15 protein-coding genes are annotated in these 16,785 nt (G+C 68.2%); 8 read left to right on the forward strand and 7 right to left on the reverse strand.

The window, feature by feature from the left end; all coding sequences use genetic code 11:
• A partial coding sequence (gene pgk / locus VKH46_13420; protein ID HKB71840.1) for a phosphoglycerate kinase occupies positions 1-784 on the reverse strand: 784 nt, incomplete at its 3' end.
• Between the two features lie 62 nt (positions 785-846).
• On the opposite strand from pgk, the gene mtnA reads away from it, so the two are divergent.
• Positions 847-1,866 carry an S-methyl-5-thioribose-1-phosphate isomerase gene (mtnA, locus tag VKH46_13425; protein ID HKB71841.1) on the forward strand — a complete coding sequence of 340 codons (1,020 nt, stop codon included), beginning with the start codon at positions 847-849 and terminating at the stop codon, positions 1,864-1,866.
• Between the two features lie 252 nt (positions 1,867-2,118).
• Positions 2,119-3,024, forward strand: coding sequence for a CPBP family intramembrane glutamic endopeptidase (locus VKH46_13430; protein ID HKB71842.1), 906 nt, complete (start codon positions 2,119-2,121; stop codon positions 3,022-3,024).
• Positions 3,025-3,231: 207 nt separating this feature from the next.
• Here the strand turns inward: VKH46_13430 and VKH46_13435 are convergent, their stop codons facing one another.
• The 3 genes from VKH46_13435 to VKH46_13445 form a co-directional block, all read right to left on the reverse strand.
• Positions 3,232-3,672 (reverse strand): DUF6526 family protein, encoded by a 441-nt coding sequence (locus VKH46_13435; GenBank protein ID HKB71843.1) that lies wholly within the window; start codon positions 3,670-3,672, stop codon positions 3,232-3,234.
• A gap of 64 nt (positions 3,673-3,736) precedes the next feature.
• Positions 3,737-4,708 carry an NAD(P)H-quinone oxidoreductase gene (locus tag VKH46_13440; protein HKB71844.1) on the reverse strand — a complete coding sequence of 324 codons (972 nt, stop codon included), beginning with the start codon at positions 4,706-4,708 and terminating at the stop codon, positions 3,737-3,739.
• A complete protein-coding gene (locus VKH46_13445; protein HKB71845.1) occupies positions 4,705-5,118 on the reverse strand; it encodes a 6-carboxytetrahydropterin synthase in 414 nt (137 codons plus the stop codon). The genes VKH46_13440 and VKH46_13445 overlap by 4 nt, the downstream gene beginning before the upstream one ends.
• A 114-nt stretch (positions 5,119-5,232) precedes the next feature.
• Between VKH46_13445 and VKH46_13450 the strand changes: the two genes are divergently transcribed.
• The 3 genes from VKH46_13450 to VKH46_13460 all read left to right on the forward strand — a co-directional run bounded on the left by VKH46_13450 (position 5,233) and on the right by VKH46_13460 (position 9,449).
• Positions 5,233-6,591: a class II fructose-bisphosphate aldolase gene (locus tag VKH46_13450; GenBank protein HKB71846.1), complete on the forward strand. Its 1,359-nt coding sequence runs from the start codon at positions 5,233-5,235 to the stop codon at positions 6,589-6,591.
• Between the two features lie 39 nt (positions 6,592-6,630).
• On the forward strand, positions 6,631-7,731 hold the full coding sequence (locus tag VKH46_13455) for an alcohol dehydrogenase catalytic domain-containing protein (GenBank protein ID HKB71847.1): 1,101 nt from the start codon (positions 6,631-6,633) through the stop codon (positions 7,729-7,731).
• 539 nt (positions 7,732-8,270) lie between these two features.
• Positions 8,271-9,449 carry a glycine C-acetyltransferase gene (locus VKH46_13460; GenBank protein ID HKB71848.1) on the forward strand — a complete coding sequence of 393 codons (1,179 nt, stop codon included), beginning with the start codon at positions 8,271-8,273 and terminating at the stop codon, positions 9,447-9,449.
• A gap of 441 nt (positions 9,450-9,890) precedes the next feature.
• On the opposite strand, the gene VKH46_13465 is transcribed toward VKH46_13460, so the two are convergent.
• The 3 genes from VKH46_13465 to VKH46_13475 all read right to left on the reverse strand — a co-directional run bounded on the left by VKH46_13465 (position 9,891) and on the right by VKH46_13475 (position 13,694).
• Positions 9,891-10,334, reverse strand: coding sequence for a nuclear transport factor 2 family protein (locus tag VKH46_13465; GenBank protein HKB71849.1), 444 nt, complete (start codon positions 10,332-10,334; stop codon positions 9,891-9,893).
• Complete coding sequence (locus tag VKH46_13470) at positions 10,321-11,622, reverse strand: amidohydrolase family protein (GenBank protein HKB71850.1); 1,302 nt, start codon at positions 11,620-11,622, stop codon at positions 10,321-10,323. The genes VKH46_13465 and VKH46_13470 overlap by 14 nt, the downstream gene beginning before the upstream one ends.
• 89 nt (positions 11,623-11,711) lie before the next feature.
• A complete protein-coding gene (locus tag VKH46_13475) occupies positions 11,712-13,694 on the reverse strand; it encodes an oligopeptide transporter, OPT family (GenBank protein HKB71851.1) in 1,983 nt (660 codons plus the stop codon).
• 122 nt (positions 13,695-13,816) lie between these two features.
• Here VKH46_13475 and VKH46_13480 point away from each other — a divergent pair, with 122 nt between their 5' ends.
• The 3 genes from VKH46_13480 to VKH46_13490 form a co-directional block, all read left to right on the forward strand.
• Positions 13,817-14,035, forward strand: coding sequence for a UXX-star (seleno)protein family 1 (locus VKH46_13480; GenBank protein HKB71852.1), 219 nt, complete (start codon positions 13,817-13,819; stop codon positions 14,033-14,035).
• A gap of 212 nt (positions 14,036-14,247) precedes the next feature.
• Complete coding sequence (locus tag VKH46_13485) at positions 14,248-14,907, forward strand: hypothetical protein (protein HKB71853.1); 660 nt, start codon at positions 14,248-14,250, stop codon at positions 14,905-14,907.
• A gap of 46 nt (positions 14,908-14,953) precedes the next feature.
• Positions 14,954-16,785, forward strand: a 1,832-nt coding sequence (locus tag VKH46_13490) for a protein kinase (protein HKB71854.1), incomplete at its 3' end; no start/stop codon positions are given.

Consider the following 16,785-nt stretch of genomic DNA (forward strand, 5'->3'; position numbering starts at 1 on the left):
AGGGGAGCGCGAGGTTCTTCCCCTCGTCGCGGCAGAGATTCAGGATCTCGCGCGCGGTCGGGACGCGGTCCTCCTCGAGGAGCGATTTGCCGACCGGGAGGCCGAGCGCGGCCACGAAGTGATTGGCCATCCCGCCGCCGACGAGCAGGAGGTCGGCGATCTCGGCGAGCGCCTCGAGCGGCTCGATCTTCGTCGAGATCTTCGCCCCGCCGAGGATCGCCGCGAAGGGCCGCTCCGGCTCGAGGATCTTGGAGAGATTCCGGAGCTCGGCGTCCATGAGGAGACCCGCGCCCCTCTGGCGGGCGTGCGCGGGCACCCCCACGATGGACGCATGGGGACGGTGCGCCGCGCCGAACGCGTCGTCGATGTAGACGTCGATTCCGGAAGCGAGCGCAGCGGCGAACGCCGGGTCGTTCTTCTCCTCGCCGGTGTGGAAGCGCAGGTTCTCGAGGAGGAGCAGGTCGCCGTCCTTCATCCGGCCGATCTCGGCGTGGACTTCGTCGCCGACGCAGTCGGACGCGAAAGGCACGGGCCGTCCGAGCTTTTCGGCGAGGACGAGCGCGACCGGCCGGAGCGAGAGCGTCTCATCCCGCCTCCCCCTGGGCTTCCCGAGATGGCTCGCGATCACGAGCCGCGCGCCCTTTTCGAGCGCCCGGCGGATCGTCGGGAGCGTCTGGACGATCCGCATGTCGTCGGCGACCGCGCCGTCTTTCAACGGGACGTTGAAGTCGACGCGCAGGAAAACGGTCTTGCCTTTGAGGTCCAGATCGTCGAGCAGCTTCATTTCGGGGATACTAGCGCGGGAGTGCGCGTTCCCGAGCCGAGAGACCGCGTATTATCCCGCCGGTGGATCTTTTTCGCCCTTTGTACTGGGATGCCGGCAAGCTCAAGCTCCTCGATCAGCGGCTGCTGCCCGGGCAGGAGGTCTGGCTCGATCTCTGGACTCCCGATGAGGTCGCCGAGGCGATCCGGTCGATGGCGGTTCGCGGCGCGCCGGCGATCGGAGCCGCCGCCGGCTTCGGAATCGCTCTCGCGTTTCGTTCTCCGGACGGATCTCCCCGCGAGAGACTGAAGCGCGCCGCGGCCGCGATTCGTGCGGCGCGTCCGACGGCCCGAGACCTCTTCGCCGCCGTCGAGCGGATGGAGCGGGCGTTCGCCCGTGTCGAGGCGCGTCCCGCCGCCGAGATCGCGGCGGCCATGGAGGCGGAGGCGATCGCGCTCTCCGAGGAGGGAATCGAGGCGTGCCGGGCGATCGGCCGCCACGGCGCAGTACTGCTCTCCGACGGCGTCACCGTGCTCACGCACTGCAACGCCGGCGCGCTCGCGACTTCGGGCTACGGGACGGCGCTCGGGGTGATTCGCGGCGCCGTCGAATCGGGAAAGGCGATCCGCGTGCTCGCCGACGAAACCCGGCCGTTTCTCCAGGGAGCGCGGTTGACGGCATGGGAGCTCCAGCGCGACGGGATTCCCGTCGAGATCATTACCGACGGCATGGCGGGACACTTCCTGAAGTCGGGCGAGATCTCGGCGGTCGTCGTCGGGGCCGACCGGATCGCGGCCAACGGCGACGTCGCCAACAAGATCGGCACGTACGCGCTCGCCGTCCTCGCCCGCGAGAACGGCGTGCCGTTCTACGTCGCCGCGCCCACGACCACGATCGACCGTTCCCTCGCCGACGGGTCGTCGATTCCGATCGAGAACCGCTCGTCGGGCGAAGTGGTCCGGATCGCGGGATTCGTGATCGCGCCCGAGGGAGTCCTCGCCCGGCATCCGGCGTTCGACGTCACTCCCGCCCGATACATCACCGCGATCGTCACGGAGAAAGGGGTGCATTACCCTCCATACGCCGATTCCCTTCCGCGTTGAGAAAGGCCCGATCGCGCCGCAGCCCGTCAGGGCGAAGGCGGATCACCGAGATCATCACGGAGAAGGGAGTGCACCGGACTCCGTACGGAGAGACGCTGCCGTGCTGATCTGGGCTCCACGCCGACTCGTCGCGCCGACCTGTCCCGCCGAAGCTTCAGCGAAGGAGGAAGCTTCAGCGAAGGAGGAAGCCTTGACGATGCCGCGCCGAACTTTTCCGGCGCCGTTTCGTTATCTCGTGCAGGAGGCGCCGCCGTGAAGAAGCTCTTCCTCGGCCCGACCGGACTGCGCGCCGGATGGGGATTCCTCGTCTTCGCCGTTCTGTTCACCGCGATTCAGACGATCGTGCTCCTGCCGGCGAAGCAGCTCTACCGCCCGCATCGCGGCCTGCATCCCGTCGACTTCGCCGTTTCTGACGGGATCGGCTTCCTCGCGGCTCTCGCGGCGGCGGCGATCATGGCGCGGATCGAGAAGCGGCGGATCGCCGAGTACGGCCTTCCCCTCGCGCGCGGTTTTCCCGCCCGGTTCGGCGCGGGGCTGGTCTGGGGCTTTCTCCCGGTCGCCGCGACGATGGCGATCATCGCCTTCGCCGGAGGAGTGACGTTCGACGGCTGGGCGTTCACCGGCGGGGAGCTCGCGCGGTGGGCCGCCCTCTGGGCGGTCACGATGATCGTGCTCGGGTTCTTCGAGGAGTACCTCTTCCGCGGCTACCCGCTCGCCGCGCTTTCCCGCGGCATGGGCTTCTGGCCCGCGGCGATCGTCCTCTCGATCGGGTTCGGCGCGCTCCACTACTTCACGAAGCCGATGGAGTCGCTTCTCGACGGGTTCTCCGTGTCGCTCATCGGGCTGTTCTTCTGTTTCGCGATCGGCCGGACGGGCGATCTCTGGCTCGCCGCCGGCATGCACGCGGCCTTCGACTATTTCGCGCTCGCCTTCTTCGGTGCGCCGAACACGGCCAATGGCGGCCGGCCGGTGACCGGGCACCTTCTCGCGACCACGTTCCATGGCCCGGCGTGGCTGACCGGCGGCGTCTGCGGCATCGAAGCGAGCGTCGTGATGGTCGGCGTCATCCTGCTGATGTTCCCGTTGTTCGCCTGGCGGCATCGCGCAAGTGCGGCCGTGGCGGCGGTCCAGGGGGAATCGGTTGCGGTCGAGGTCTGAAATCATCCCCGCGAATGCGATTCAGGGCTGAAACGGCGACGGTGAATCGCTCGCGTCAATCGGGTCAACGATGAGGCGCGGCCAGACGCGAGCCAGACGGGATGCGGGTCGCCCGCGACGTCCCGAGGCGTACCGAGAGCGTACGTCGCAGGGCGGCGCGGGCGGCCCGCGCCCGTATGGCTCGATGGATGGTCCGCGCGAGCCGGCCTACGCGCGCCGGTGGTCGGGTCGCCAGGTCCTGACCCGCTTCTTGATCGCTTTCCGGTCGAGCTTCTCCGCCACGGCGGCGGCCGCGAGCTCGGCGAGCTCCTCGTCGGAGGCGAAACGCAGGCCGATCAGCTGGTCGTCGGTCAGGGCCCCGGCCGCCGCGCGCGCCTCGGGCGAAGGCAGCCGTTCGATGCGGAGCCGCTCCTCGAGGGCGATCAGGCGGTCCTGGACCGCCAGGGGGAAGCTCCGGGCGCGCCAGGCGAGCACGGCCACGGCGAACGCGAAGAGCAGCCAGACGACCGACTGGGGCGTGGGGTGTCGCCAGAGATGGACGATCGCCCAGAGCGGGTACACCAGGGCCAGGACGGGGGCGGCGAAGAAGTGGTACAGCGGGTCGAATCGGCGGTGCGAGGCGTAGGTCTGCGGACGGGCTCTTTCCATGCGTCCTCCTTGTTTTCGTCGCGATCCTATCGCGATCGGCCGCCGCACCGGCCGCCCGCGGGAGCTATCCCGCGTGCGGGAGAAGGCTCCAGTCGATCACGATCTTTCCGGCGTTCTCGTTCTTCCTCATCCGCTCGAAAGCCTCGGCGGCGCGGTCGGGCGGGAACACGGAATCGACCGCGACGGAGAGCCGCCCCGCGTCGAAACCGGGAAGGATCGTGTCGACGAACCGCGCGACGATCGGCGCCTTCTCCGCCCGGGAGCGCGACCGGAGCGTCGACCCGATCACCCGCGCGCGCTTGGCCATGAGACGGCCGATGTCGAGCTCCGTCTTCGCCCCCGACATCGTCGCGAGAAAGACGACGCGTCCGCCCGGGGCGAGCACGCGCAGGTCGCCGGCGAACGTGTCGGCGCCGACCGGGTCGAGAACGACGTCGACCGCGTCCTGTCCCCAGACGCGCTCGACCGCGTCGGCGAAGTGTTCGCGCCGCGTGTCGATCGCGAGGTCCGCGCCCGCCGTCTCGAGTGCGGCGATCTTGGCCGCCGTGCGCGTCGTCGCGGCGACCGAGGCGCCGAGGAGCTTTGCCGTCTGGATCGCGGCGAGTCCGACGCCGGACGCTCCGGCGTGCACGAGGGCTCGGCCGCCCGATTCGAGTCCGCCTTCGAGGGCGAGGTTCAGGTAGGCGGTGAGGAACGCCTCCGGGATGCCCGCGGCGGCCGTCGTGCCGAGCGACCGGGGGGCGGCGAACATCTGTCCGCGAGGAACCGCGGCGTACTCGGCGTGTCCTCCGCCCGCCAGCAGCGCGCAAACCCGTTCATTCGTGGCGTCGATCGTTCCGGCGATCTCGAGGCCGAGCCCCTCCGGTTCGCCCGGCGGGGCGGGGTATTTCCCGGCGATCTGCGACAGATCCGCGCGGTTGACTCCCGAGGCCGCGACGCGGACGAGGACCTCGTCCGGACCGGGCGACGGCACCGGGGCCTCCTCGAGGCGCGCGGCATATCCCTCGCCGGACGGCGTGGCGCGGAGGCGCTTCACGCTTCGATTTCGACGGCGAGATCGGGCGCCGGAGAGAGCCTCAGGCGCGAGAGGCGGCACGGCCACTCCTCGCGCACGAGCCGCCGGTCGATCCGCTCCCAGATCCAGCGCGCGAGGTTTTCGAAGGTCGGGACGGTCTCCCGGAATTCCGCCACGTCGAGGTTCAGGTTCTTGTGGTCGAGCGGCCGGTCGACCTCTTCCTTGAGGATGCGGTCGAGGTCCGTGAGGTTGACGACCATCGCCTTCTCCGGATCGATCTCCCCCTCGACCTCGATCTCGAGCCGGTAGTTGTGCCCGTAGCCGTGCGGCGACTCCTCGCCGTACACGGCGCGATTCTTCTCGTCGCTCCAGCCGGGGCGCCAGAGCTTACGGGAGGCGTTGAACTCGATCTTGCGGGAGAGGCGGATCACGGAAGGAAGGCTAGCAGAACCCGAGCCGAGCCTGCGGGACGGACGAGGCCGGAGCAGGGAAGTTGAATCTGTCGCCCCGGCAGGTTCCCGATAGAATCGGGCGCGGAGGCTCCGATGACCACCCTCGATGTTCCGCGAAAGAAGAGGTCCGGCGACGGACTGCGCTACGGGGCCGATGAGATCGACACGCTCGTCTGGACGGCGGTGTTCGGGCCGGAGGCCGATAAGACGGCCGCTCGCCGGGAGATCCGGCGCGAAGCGGCGGCGCGCGGGATCCTTCCCGCGTCGATCCTGCCGCTCTACGAAGCGCGCGCCCGCGGGGAGTTCTCGGGGTTCACCGTCCCCGCCATCAACATCCGGACGCTCACGTACGACGCGGCGAGGGCGGTCTTCCGGACGGCGAAGAAGCTCTCGGCCGGGGCGTTCATCTTCGAGATCGCGAGGAGCGAGATCGGCTACACGGACCAGCGGCCCGGCGAGTACGCCGCGGTCGTGCTCGCCGCGGCGGTTCGCGAGGGCTGGAGCGGACCGGTTTTCCTCCAGGGGGACCACTTCCAGACCAACGCGAAGAAGATGAAGAGCGACGCGGGCAAGGAAGTGAAGGCGATCGAGGACCTGATCCTCGAAGCCATCGCGGCGTCCTTCTACCAGATCGACATCGACACCTCGACGCTGGTGGACCTTTCTCAGCCCGGCCTGGACGCCCAGCAGAAGCCGAACTACGAGAACTGCGCGCACTTCACGCGGTTCATCCGCGAGCACCAGCCGAAGGGCGTCGAGATCTCGATCGGCGGCGAGATCGGCGAGGTGGGCAAGGAGAACTCGACGCCCGAGGAGTTGCGGGCGTACATGGAGGGCTACCGGCGCGGCATCGGGAGCGCGAAGGGGATCGCGAAGGTCTCGATCCAGACCGGCTCCGCGCACGGCGGGCAGGTCGCGCCGGACGGGACGCTGAAGAAGATGTCGATCGACTTCGACGTCATCCGGCGCATCTCGAAGATCGCGCGGGAGGAGTATCGAATGGCCGGCGCCGTCCAGCACGGCGCCTCGACGCTTCCCGAGGCCGACTTCGGGCTGTTCCCGGAGTACGACACCGCGGAGATCCATCTCGCGACCGGGTTCCAGAACATGGTGCTCGACCACCCGGTGCTTCCCGGCCTCCTTCGCGAGACGATCTACCGCTGGGTCACCGACAACGCGGGCGACGAGCGCAAGCCCGGCGACTCTCCCGAGCAGTTCCTCTACAAGTCGCGCAAGAAGGCGCTCGGCCCGTTCAAGGCGGCGCTCTGGGATCTTCCCGTCGGGACCCGCGACGCGATCGCCGGCGACCTCGAGGAGAAGTTCGTCTTCCTCTTCGAGCAGCTCAAGGCGGGAGACACGCGCGCGATCGTCGACCGGTACGTGCACCCGGTCGCCGTCGGCGAGCGCGAGGCGGCCGGCGCGTTCGTCCGGGACGACGAGGCGGGCGATTGACGTCGGCGCGGCGACGATGAGCCGCGGCACGGAGCGGGTTTGACCCTCCCCGAGACGATGAAGGCGGTCGTCAAGACCAGGGCGGCCGCCGGTCCGGATGCGACGGCCGTGCTCGACGTGCCGGTGCCCGAGCCCGGACCGGGCGAGGCGCTGCTCAAGGTCCTGGCCACGGCGGTCTGCGGGACCGACCGCCACATCTACGACTGGGACCCGTCCATCCAGCACCGTGTCCGTCCGCCGCGGATCACGGGGCACGAGTTCTGCGGCGAGATCGTCGCCTTCGGCCCCGAGGGAGAGAGGCCGTCGCTCTCGATCGGGACCTACGCCTCGGCCGAGATGCACGTCACCTGCGGCCATTGCCGCCCGTGCCGCAAAGGGGAGAGACACGTCTGCGAGAACACGCGGATACTGGGTCTCGACGGCGACGGCTGCTTCGCGGAGTACGTGAAGGTCCCGTCCGACAACGTCGTCCCGCTCGACCGGGCGATCGTTCCCCCGAAGGTCGGCGCGTTCCTCGACGCGCTCGGCAACGCCGTGCACACGACCCAGGTGGTCGACCTGTCCGGCAAGTCGGTGGCGATCCTCGGTTTCGGGCCGATCGGCGCGTTCTGCGCCGAGATCGCCCGCGTCTCCGGCGCCTCCGCGATCGCGATCACCGACGTCAACGAGCACGCGATCGCGGAGGCGAACCGCTGGAAGCAGACCCGCGCGGCGCGGAACGTGAAGGCGCTGAACCTCCGGGACGTGCCGGATCCGGTTGCGGCGCTCCGGGAAGCGCTCGGCGGCGGCGCCGACGTCGTGCTGGAGCTCTCGGGCGCCGAGCCGTCGATCAACCTCGGCCTCGAGGCGATCTACCCGGGCGGGTGGATGTCGCTCCTCGGGCTGCCGAAGGGGAACGCGGTCACGCTCCACCACTATTCGCGGGACCTGATCTACAAGGGCGTGACGATGAAGGCGATCATCGGCCGCCAGGTGTTCGCGACGTGGGTCAAGATGCTCGACCTCCTGAAGGCGGGATTGAAGGTCGACGACTTCGTTTCGCACGAGTTCGAGGGGCTCGACCGGTTCCACGAGGCGCAGGCGCTGCTCGCGGACCGGAAGGCGATGAAGGTCGTGTTCTACCCCCACGGCCTTCCGTGATGAGGGAAGGCGCGGCGATGCATCGAGCCGGACGGGCGCGTGCACCGCGACCCGCGGCCTTAACGTACGCCCCGGTACGCCGCGGCCGCGGGCTCGGGCGCCCGCATCCCGTCGGGCTCGCGCCTCACCGCGCCCGAGGGTCCCGATCCGTAGAAAATCGCATTCGTCGAAACGGTCGCCGCGCGACCCCGACGGGCGCGTGCCGCCCGCGCCGCCCTGCGACATATGCGTTTTCTGTCATACCCGCGCAAGCGGGTATCCAATCCTGGGTTCCCGCTTTCGCGGGGACGACCACTTCGCGGCCGCCTCACCGGAACGTCGCGGGTAACCCGCATCCCCGACGTGCTCGTGCCTCACTGCGCCACGAACGCTTCTCAATCGATTTGCGATGCCGGGCACAAGCCCATCGCCGCTCGCCCATGGGCAAAAAGTTCTGTCATTCTGAGGAGCCACAGGCGACGAAGAATCTGCTCCGCGGGTAGATCCTTCGCTTCGGATGATATGAGCATTATCGTTTCACTGCGGCGCCGGAGGATCTGATGAATTTCTTCGAACATCTCCAATCCGAGCTCGACAAGCTGAAAGAGGCGAAGACTCTGAAAGTCGAGCGCGTGCTCGAATCGCCGCAGGATGCGCACGTGCGGGTGGACGGCAAGGACGTCCTGATGCTCACCTCGAACAACTACCTGGGCTTTGCGAACCATCCGAGGATCCGCGAGGCCCAGAAGAAAGCGATCGACCGCTGGGGAGCGGGTCTCGGCTCCGTTCGCTTCATCTGCGGGACCGAATCGATCCATCACGAGTTGGAGCAGACGATCTCTGAATTCTTCGAGACGGAAGCGACCATCCTGTACATGTCGTGCTGGAACGCGAACGAAGGGCTCTTCCCGGCCGTCCTCGAGGAGCCGGACGGACTCTATTCGGATGAGCTCAACCACGCGTCGATCATCGACGGGATTCGGCTGTGCAAGGCGAAGCGGTACAGGGTCCCGCATTCCGACTACGACGCGTACGAGAAGATGCTCGAGGAGGACACGACCTCCCGCTACAGGATGATGATCACCGACGGGGTCTTCTCCATGGAGGGGGAGCTCGCCGATCTCCCCGCGCTCCTGTCGATATCGGAGGAGCACGGCGCGGTGCTCGCGGTCGACGACTCGCACGCGACGGGCGTCCTCGGGAAGACCGGACGCGGCACGGCCGAGGAGGAGGGGATCCACGGCAAGATCCCGATCACGACGGGCACGCTCGGCAAGGCGATGGGATCGGCCGCCGGCGGGTTCGTCACGGGACCCCGGGCGCTCGTCGAGATCCTCCGCCAGCGCTCGCGCCCGTCCCTCTTCTCCAACTCGCTCCCTCCCGCGGTCGTCGGCGGGTCGCTGGAGGCGTTCCGGATGCTGATGGAGGACCCGGCTCCCGTCGAGAAGCTCCGCGCCAACGCGCTCCACTTCCGCAACGAGATCAAGAACGCCGGATTCACGATCCCGGACGGGCCGCACCCGATCGTCCCGGTGATCGTCGGCGACACGGCGAAGGCGCTCGCGATGTCGGCGGCGCTCTTCGACGAAGGCGTGTACGTCTCCGGCTTCGGCTTCCCGGTGGTCCCCCAGGGGCACGCGCGTTTGCGCTGCCAGATCTCGGCGGCCCATTCGACGGAGGACCTCGATTTCGCCGTCGACGCGTTCCGGAAGGTCGGCAAGAAGTTCGGGGTCGTCTAGAATAGACAAACCCATCCGGACGGTTTTTGTAAGTAAGTGATGACTTGGCCAGGGACAAGGTCTCGATTCCAGAGGAAATATCAGTGGCAATGTCCCTGATCAGCGACGGGGCGGCCCTTAGCTAATTTCCGAGTCCGCGTTGGCTCATCCCCACATCGCGAAAACCGGCAGCGACGATGCCGTCGACCGGCGGAATCGTGCCTGCCCTTCGCGGCGCGACGAAGTCTCGCGCGACGCTCGGCGCGACGACTTGCGCCGCGGGAGCGGGAGCGCCGGCGAGGGGGTGGCGGCTCCGCGGCCGAGTCACACGAGGTCGCGAGCAAAGCGAGCTGCATCGCGACTTCTCCCGGCGGGAAAAGGTGGCGGCCGAAGGTCGTCGGATGAGGCAAGCCGCGGAGCCGTCACTTCGCCCCCGGTCCCCGAGCCCGCTCCCGCGACCGGTCAGTTGACCGGCTCTTCTTCCTCTTCTCCGGCTTCCGGCATCGGCGAGGCGTGATGGTGGACGATTCGCCACGCGCCCTCCTCGAGACGGAAGACGTTGGTCGCCTGCATCCGCGCGGGCTCGCCGGAGGCGCCGGAGGCCTCGAGGACCTCGACGCAGAGCACGACCGCGATCTCTCCGGAAACGAAGACATGCTCCTCTTCGGCACGGACCTTCCAGGGGCGCGAGTTCGCGAAGATCGCGCGCCACGACTGGGACACATCCTCCCAGCCGTCGAGCCGGTGCCAGCCGGGATGGATGCAGGCGACGTCTTCGGCATGCGACCAGAGAGCCTCCATCCGCGCGCCGTCCCGCGAGTCGAGCGCGGCGTAGAACTCTCCGTTGGCCGCGATCACGCCGGAGGCGTCTTCGCTTGCCGAGCGGGGGAGGTCACGGGCGGACATTCTTGACGATCCGTCCCTGCTGCATGACGAAGAGCACCTTCCCGGTCGCCGCGATGTCCGCGGTCGGATCGCCCGGGACCGCGACGATGTCCGCGCGCTTGCCGCTCTCGAGCGTGCCGCTGTCGCCGGCGACTCCGAGGAGGTCGGCCGCACTCGACGTCCCCGCCCGGAGGGCCGCCGCCGGGGAGAGGCCGTCCTGGGTCATCAGGACGAATTCGTGCGCGTTGCCGCCGTGCGGCTCGACGCCCGCGTCCGTGCCGAACGCGACCTTGACGCCCTGGCGCACGGCTTCCCGGAACATCGCGGTCATCGCGGCCGACGCCGCCCGCGCCTTTGCGGCGATGGCCGGCGGGAACTGGTCGGCGTGTTTCCCGACCCAGTCTCCCGCGTAGAGCGTGGGGACGAGGTACGTCCCCTTCTTCTTCATGAGCGCGAGCGTGTCGGGTTTGATGAACGAGCCGTGCTCGATCGAGTCGACGCCGGCCGCGATCGCGATCTTCGCGGCGGCGTCGCCGTGGCAGTGGGCGGCGACCTTGCGTCCCCACGCGTGCGCCTCCGACACGATCGCGTTCATCTCCTCCTGGGTGAGCTCCGGCGCGTCGACCGGGTCGGAAAGCGAGAGCACGCCGCCCGACGGCATGCACTTGATCACGTCGGCGCCGTACTTGATCTGATAGCGGACCGCGGCGCGGCACTCGTCGGGACCGTTGCAGACTCCGTCGAGCGGACCCGACGGCTTGACGAGGTCCGGCGGGAACGGCTCGCCGTCTGCGTGCCCTCCCGTCGCGCCGATCGGATTGTTCGACACGAGCATCCGGGGACCCTCCGCGACTCCGGCGGCGATCGCGTTGCGGAGACCCAGCGCGACATGGTCCCAGGAGCCGACGTCGCGCACGGTCGTGAATCCCGCCTCGAGCGTGCGTCTCGCGTACATCGCGGCGTAGTGCGCCTGCTCCGCCGGGAACCGCATGGTTCGCTGAAAGAAGTCGCGGAACCAGTTGTCGGATGCCTGGAACATCAGATGGACGTGGGCATCGATGAACCCCGGAAGGAGCGTCGCGTCGCCGAGGTCGATCACCTCGGCGCCGGGCGGAGCGTTTCCCCCGACCGACGCGATCTTCCCGTTCTCGACGACGACGAGGCCGGGCGAGACCGTCCGGTCCGAGCGGCCGTCGAACATCCGCGCGGCCTTCAGGACGATCGGCTTGCCGGGCGCGAGAGCGGAATTCTGGGCGAAGGCGGCGGCGGAGAGCGTGAGAACGGCGGCGGCGAGGGCGGATTTCTTCATCGAGCCTCCGAAAAAAGCGGGACGAGTCTACACGAAGGCGAGAAAAAGCCCGCCGAAGCGGGCTTCCGGGGGATCGGTCGCCCGGACCGTCACACTTCCATTTTCTTGAGCGAATTGCGGAAGAGGATCGCCGCCATGATCACGAAGGGGATCCAGCCGATGATGTCGCCGCCGATCCCCATGCGGTTGAAATACCCCTTTCCGAAGTCGAGCGTCTCGTTCAATCCCTTGCTGCCGAATCCGACGAGAAACGCGATGATGACCCCCGCGATCGACCCGCCCGCGACGAGACCCGTCGAGTAGAGCATGCCGGAGGAGAGCTCGCTCTCTTCCTTGACGCCCCGCGCCCGATCGGAGAACGCCTTGAGCATGCCGCCCACCCAGATCGGCGCGGTCGTCGAGATCGGGAGGTACGCGCCCACCGCCCAGGAAAGGGCGTGCGAGCCGGCGAGCTGCGCCATGAAGGCGAGAAACACGCCGACGAGGACGGGGGCCCAGGGGAGCTTCTGGGCGAGCAGTCCCTGGATGATGACGGCCATGAGCGTTCCCTGAGGCGCCGGCAGGTCCGGCGTTCCGATTCCGTGGAGGACGTGGTTCTTGATCCCGAACGACTTGTCGAGGGCGAGGAGCGTGAACCCGATCGCGGTCGACGAGACGACGACGCCGATGATCATTCCCCATTGCTGATACTTCGGCGTGGCGCCGACGAGGTAACCGGTCTTCAGGTCCTGCGAGGTGGCGCCGGCGTTGGCGGCGGCGATACAGACGACCGCGCCCACGGAGAGCGCCACCGCCTGATAGACGTTTCCTTTCCAGCCGATCGCGACGAAGATCAGGCACGTCGCCATCAGGGTCGCGATCGTCATGCCCGAGATCGGGTTGGACGACGTGCCGATGATTCCGACGATGCGGCTCGCGACGGTGACGAAGAAGAACCCGAAGACGACGATGAGGAGCGACATCAGGAGCGTGCCCGGAAACGTTCCGGGGAACTGCGGGAGGATCGCGATGATCACCACCAGCGCGAGAGAACCGAGCACGACGAGCCCGATTCCCATGTCGCGTTCCGTGCGCTTGCCGCCCGCGGTGGCGCCGCCCCCCGATCGGAGGTCGCGGACCGAGTCGCGGAACGACGAGACGATCGTCGGAAGCGTCTTGATGAGCGTCATCACCCCGGCGCACGCGACCGCGCCGGCGCCGATGTACTTCACGTACGCCGTGTAGATCCGCGTCGCGATGCTCATCCCGGCGATCTGAGGCTCGCCGAACCCCAGATTGTGCAGGTCGGCCGTGATGCGGCTCTCCGGGACGAAGATCGAGATGAGCGGAATCAGGGCGAGCCACGCCAGGACGCCTCCCGAGAAGAGCTCCGAAGCGATCTTCGGCCCGATGATGTAGCCCACGCCCAGGTACTCGGGGGTGTTCGCCGAATCGAGCGTGGCGTTCGGGAAGACGGATTTGTCCCCGGTCCGGATCGCGCTCGGCGTCTCCTTCCACAGCCCGAAGACTTCCGTCAGCGTCTTGTACACGACGGCCAGGCCGACCCCGGCGAACACTTTGCTCGCGAGATTCCCGCCGCGCTCTCCCGCGATCAGGACGTCGGCGCACGCGGTGCCCTCCGGGTAAGGCAGGTTCCCGTGCTCGCGGACGATCAGCGATCTCCGCAGCGGAACCATCATGAAGACCCCGAGGATGCCGCCGATGATCGCGAGGACGAAGATCTGCAGATACCGGAAATAGTCGGCGCCTCCCGCGAGGAAGATGAACGCGGGGATCGTGAATACGACGCCGGCCGCGATCGACTCGCCGGCCGAACCGATCGTCTGGACGATGTTGTTCTCGAGGATCGTGGATTTGCCGATCTTCTTGAACACCGCGATCGCGAGAACCGCGATCGGGATCGAGGCCGAAACGGTCAGTCCGGCGCGGAGCGCGAGGTAGACCGTCGCCGCCCCGAAGAGAAGACCGAAGAACGCGCCGAGGACGACGGCCTTGATCGTGAACTCCGCCGGCGCCTGATCGGCGGAGATGTACGGTTGAAATTCGGGAACCGGACCTTCGGATCTGGCCATGCGCGCTTCCCTCCTCGACGAATTTGGCGCCTTTGTAGCATGGGGCGGGCGGGAAACGCGAGAGATTTCGTGCCGAGGGAGAGCGGCGGGAGCGGCGGGATTTTCGCTGGTACACTTCCTCCATGGAAGAGACGAAGGTCCTGATTTTCGGAAAGGACACCTGACCGTATACGTCGGCGGCCCGTGCGGATTACGCCCGGCGGAAGGTTCCTTTCGAGTACGTCAACGTCAAGGCTTCCCCCGACAATATGAAGCGGATGCTTGCCTGGTCCGAAGGAAGCCGGGAAGTGCCCGTGATCGTCGACGACGGAAAAGTGACCTTCGGGTTCGGCGGAACCTGAGGGGTTTGATGCAGGTCCGCCGGTCGGCGGACCTCCGTGGGGCGGGCGTGCGGGGCGCTCCGGCTGTCGCGAAGATTTCGGGCTCGTCGTTGGAATGAGGTCATCGATGCCGGCGACCGGCGCCGGGTGAGGGAATCCGGCCGCGCGGAGACCCGGATTCGCGGCCTTTCCGGGTATCATTCCCGATCATGCAGCCGGGACGATGGTTGGTCGTGGCGCTGCTCCTGGCGCGCGCCGCCGGCGGCGCCGCGCCGTCTCCGACCGGGCGGATCGAGGGAAAAGTCACGCTTGTGGACGGCGGGAAGGCGCGCGCCGACGCCTCGAACGTCGTCGTGTGGATCGAAGCGACCCGGGTCGACGGGCGCACGCCGCCTCTGCCGAAGATGACCTCCGAGCACAAGCGCTTCACGCCGCGCGTCGTGGCGGTGGAAGCCGGGCATCTCGTCGCTTTTCCGAACGACGACCCGATCTTCCACAACGTCTTTTCGGTCTCGGGCGAGAACCACTTCGACCTCGGCCTCTACCGCAGCGGCCGATCGAAGGAGAAGAAGTTCGAGGTTCCGGGCCTCGTTCGGGTCTACTGCAACATCCACCCGCAGATGGTCGGGTACGTGCGCGTCGTCGATTCCTCCTTTGCGGAGGTCACCGGACCGGGCGGCGCCTTCTCCTTCGACGGGGTCCCGGCGGGTTCCCGCGTCGTGCGGGCCTGGTGCGAGCCCGGAGGAGAGACGTCGCAGCCGGTCGTCGTTCACGCGGGACAGACGGCGGCGGCGGCGCTGGCGTTCGACGTGTCCGCGTTCAAGCCCCAGCCCCACAAGAACAAGTACGGCAAGGACTACCCGCCTCCTCCTCCGGACGAGGACCGTTACTGATTTGGCGAGCCGCCCGATCCCCCGCAATCCGCAGGAGACGACGCGTTTGCCGCCGGCGACGCCCCCGATCACGAACCGGATTCCGTCCGCCGCGGGGCCGGGGCCGGAGCGGCCGCGGTTCTCGCTCACGCTCAAGATCTTCCTCGCCGTCGCCTTCCTCGTCTTCGTCGCGCTCGCGGCCGCCGTCGAGATCTCGAGCTACCGCGTGCGGTCGATCGCCGAGCAGACGAGCCGCAAGGCGCTGACGCGCGCCCGCGACGCCTACGACAACTTCCAGGAAGACCGGTACGAGAAGCTCCATCGGGCGCTGCGGCCGGTCGTGGACAACTCCGGGTTCAAGGCGCTCCTCGACGAGGGAGACGCGGCGACGATCTTCAACAGCCTCAAGGAGGACCAGGCCTCCGCGACGGGCGCCGACTTCCTCATCGTCACCGATCCGCGCGGCGTGTCGATCGTGCGGAGCGACCGGCGCGAGTGGCGCCACGACCTCTCCGACTCGGCGCTCGTCCGGAAGGCGCTCGACGGAGCGGAGACGCAGGGGATCTGGTATTCGGAAGGGAAGCTCTACCACGCCGTCGCCGCCCCGGTCGTCGTCGGGGAGGGATCCGGCACGCGCACGCTCGGCACGCTGATCGCGGCTTTCGCGATCGACGACAAGGTCGCCGAGAATTTCCACGACGTCGCCGCGACCGACGCCGTCTTCTTCGCCAACCTCGACAAGCCGAGCGACCCGCCGCGCCCGCAGGTCGTCGCCTCGACGCTCGGCGGAGCCACGCGGCCGTTCGCGCGCGCGATCGAAGCCCGCGGCGCCCTGATGTCGATGGTGCTCCAGCGCGGCATGGTCGCGGGGCCGCTCTCGATCGACACGGGGGACGACTCGTACCTCGCGCTCTCCTGGCCGCTTCGGCTCTCGTCGGGCGTCATCGTCGGCTCGGTCGTCACGCTGCGGTCGTTGAAGACCGAGCTCGCCGCTTTCCGCGAGATCGAGAAGACCCTGCTCGTGGTCGGTCTCGCCGCGCTCCTCCTCGCCTTCGTGATCTCGTATCTCCTCGCGCGGAAGATGACGGGTCCGATCGGACGGATGGTGGCCGCGACGGAGGCGGTCCGCGACGGGAGCTACGACGTGCCGCTGCCGGTCGAGCAGAACGACGAGATCGGAATCCTCGCCCGTTCGTTCCGGATGATGCTCGAGGAGCTCAAGGAGAAGGCGGAGCTCGAGAAGCAGATCGCGCAGCTGACGATGGGCGGCAACGTCCCGGTGGCGCCGCCGCAGAAGACGCTCGCGATCGGAGCGACCCCCTCGGCGTCGGGCGGGTCCCGCCCCGCGCCGCGCGTCGGCACGCGCTTTGCCGGCCGCTACGACATCGAGTCGGAGCTCGGCGTCGGCGGGATGGGGATCGTCTACAAGGCCTACGACCGGACGCTCGACGACGCGGTCGCGATCAAGGTCCTCCGGGACGAGGCGCTCGCGCAGGACGCGACCCTCGTCGACCGGTTCAAGCAGGAGATCCGCCTGGCCCGCAAGATCACGCACAAGAACGTCCTCCGGACCCACGACTTCGGCGAGACGGAGGGCATGCGTTATCTCTCGATGGAATACGTCCGCGGGATCACGCTGAAGCACCTCCTCTCGCAGAACCGGCTGCTCCCCACCGCGGCGGGGCTTCGCATCGCGCGCCAGATCTGCGGCGGCCTCGCCGCCGCGCACGCGGCGGGAGTGATCCACCGGGACATCAAGCCGCAGAACATCCTGATCGAGCCCAACGGCGGCGTGAAGATCATGGACTTCGGGATCGCCCGGCTCTCGGAGGAGAAAGGCTTCACCGCGACCGGGATGGTGGTCGGCACGCCCGACTACATCTCCCCGGAGCAGGCCAG

It is taken from the genome of Thermoanaerobaculia bacterium (assembly GCA_035260525.1).
Taxonomy (GTDB): Bacteria; Acidobacteriota; Thermoanaerobaculia; order UBA5066; family DATFVB01; genus DATFVB01.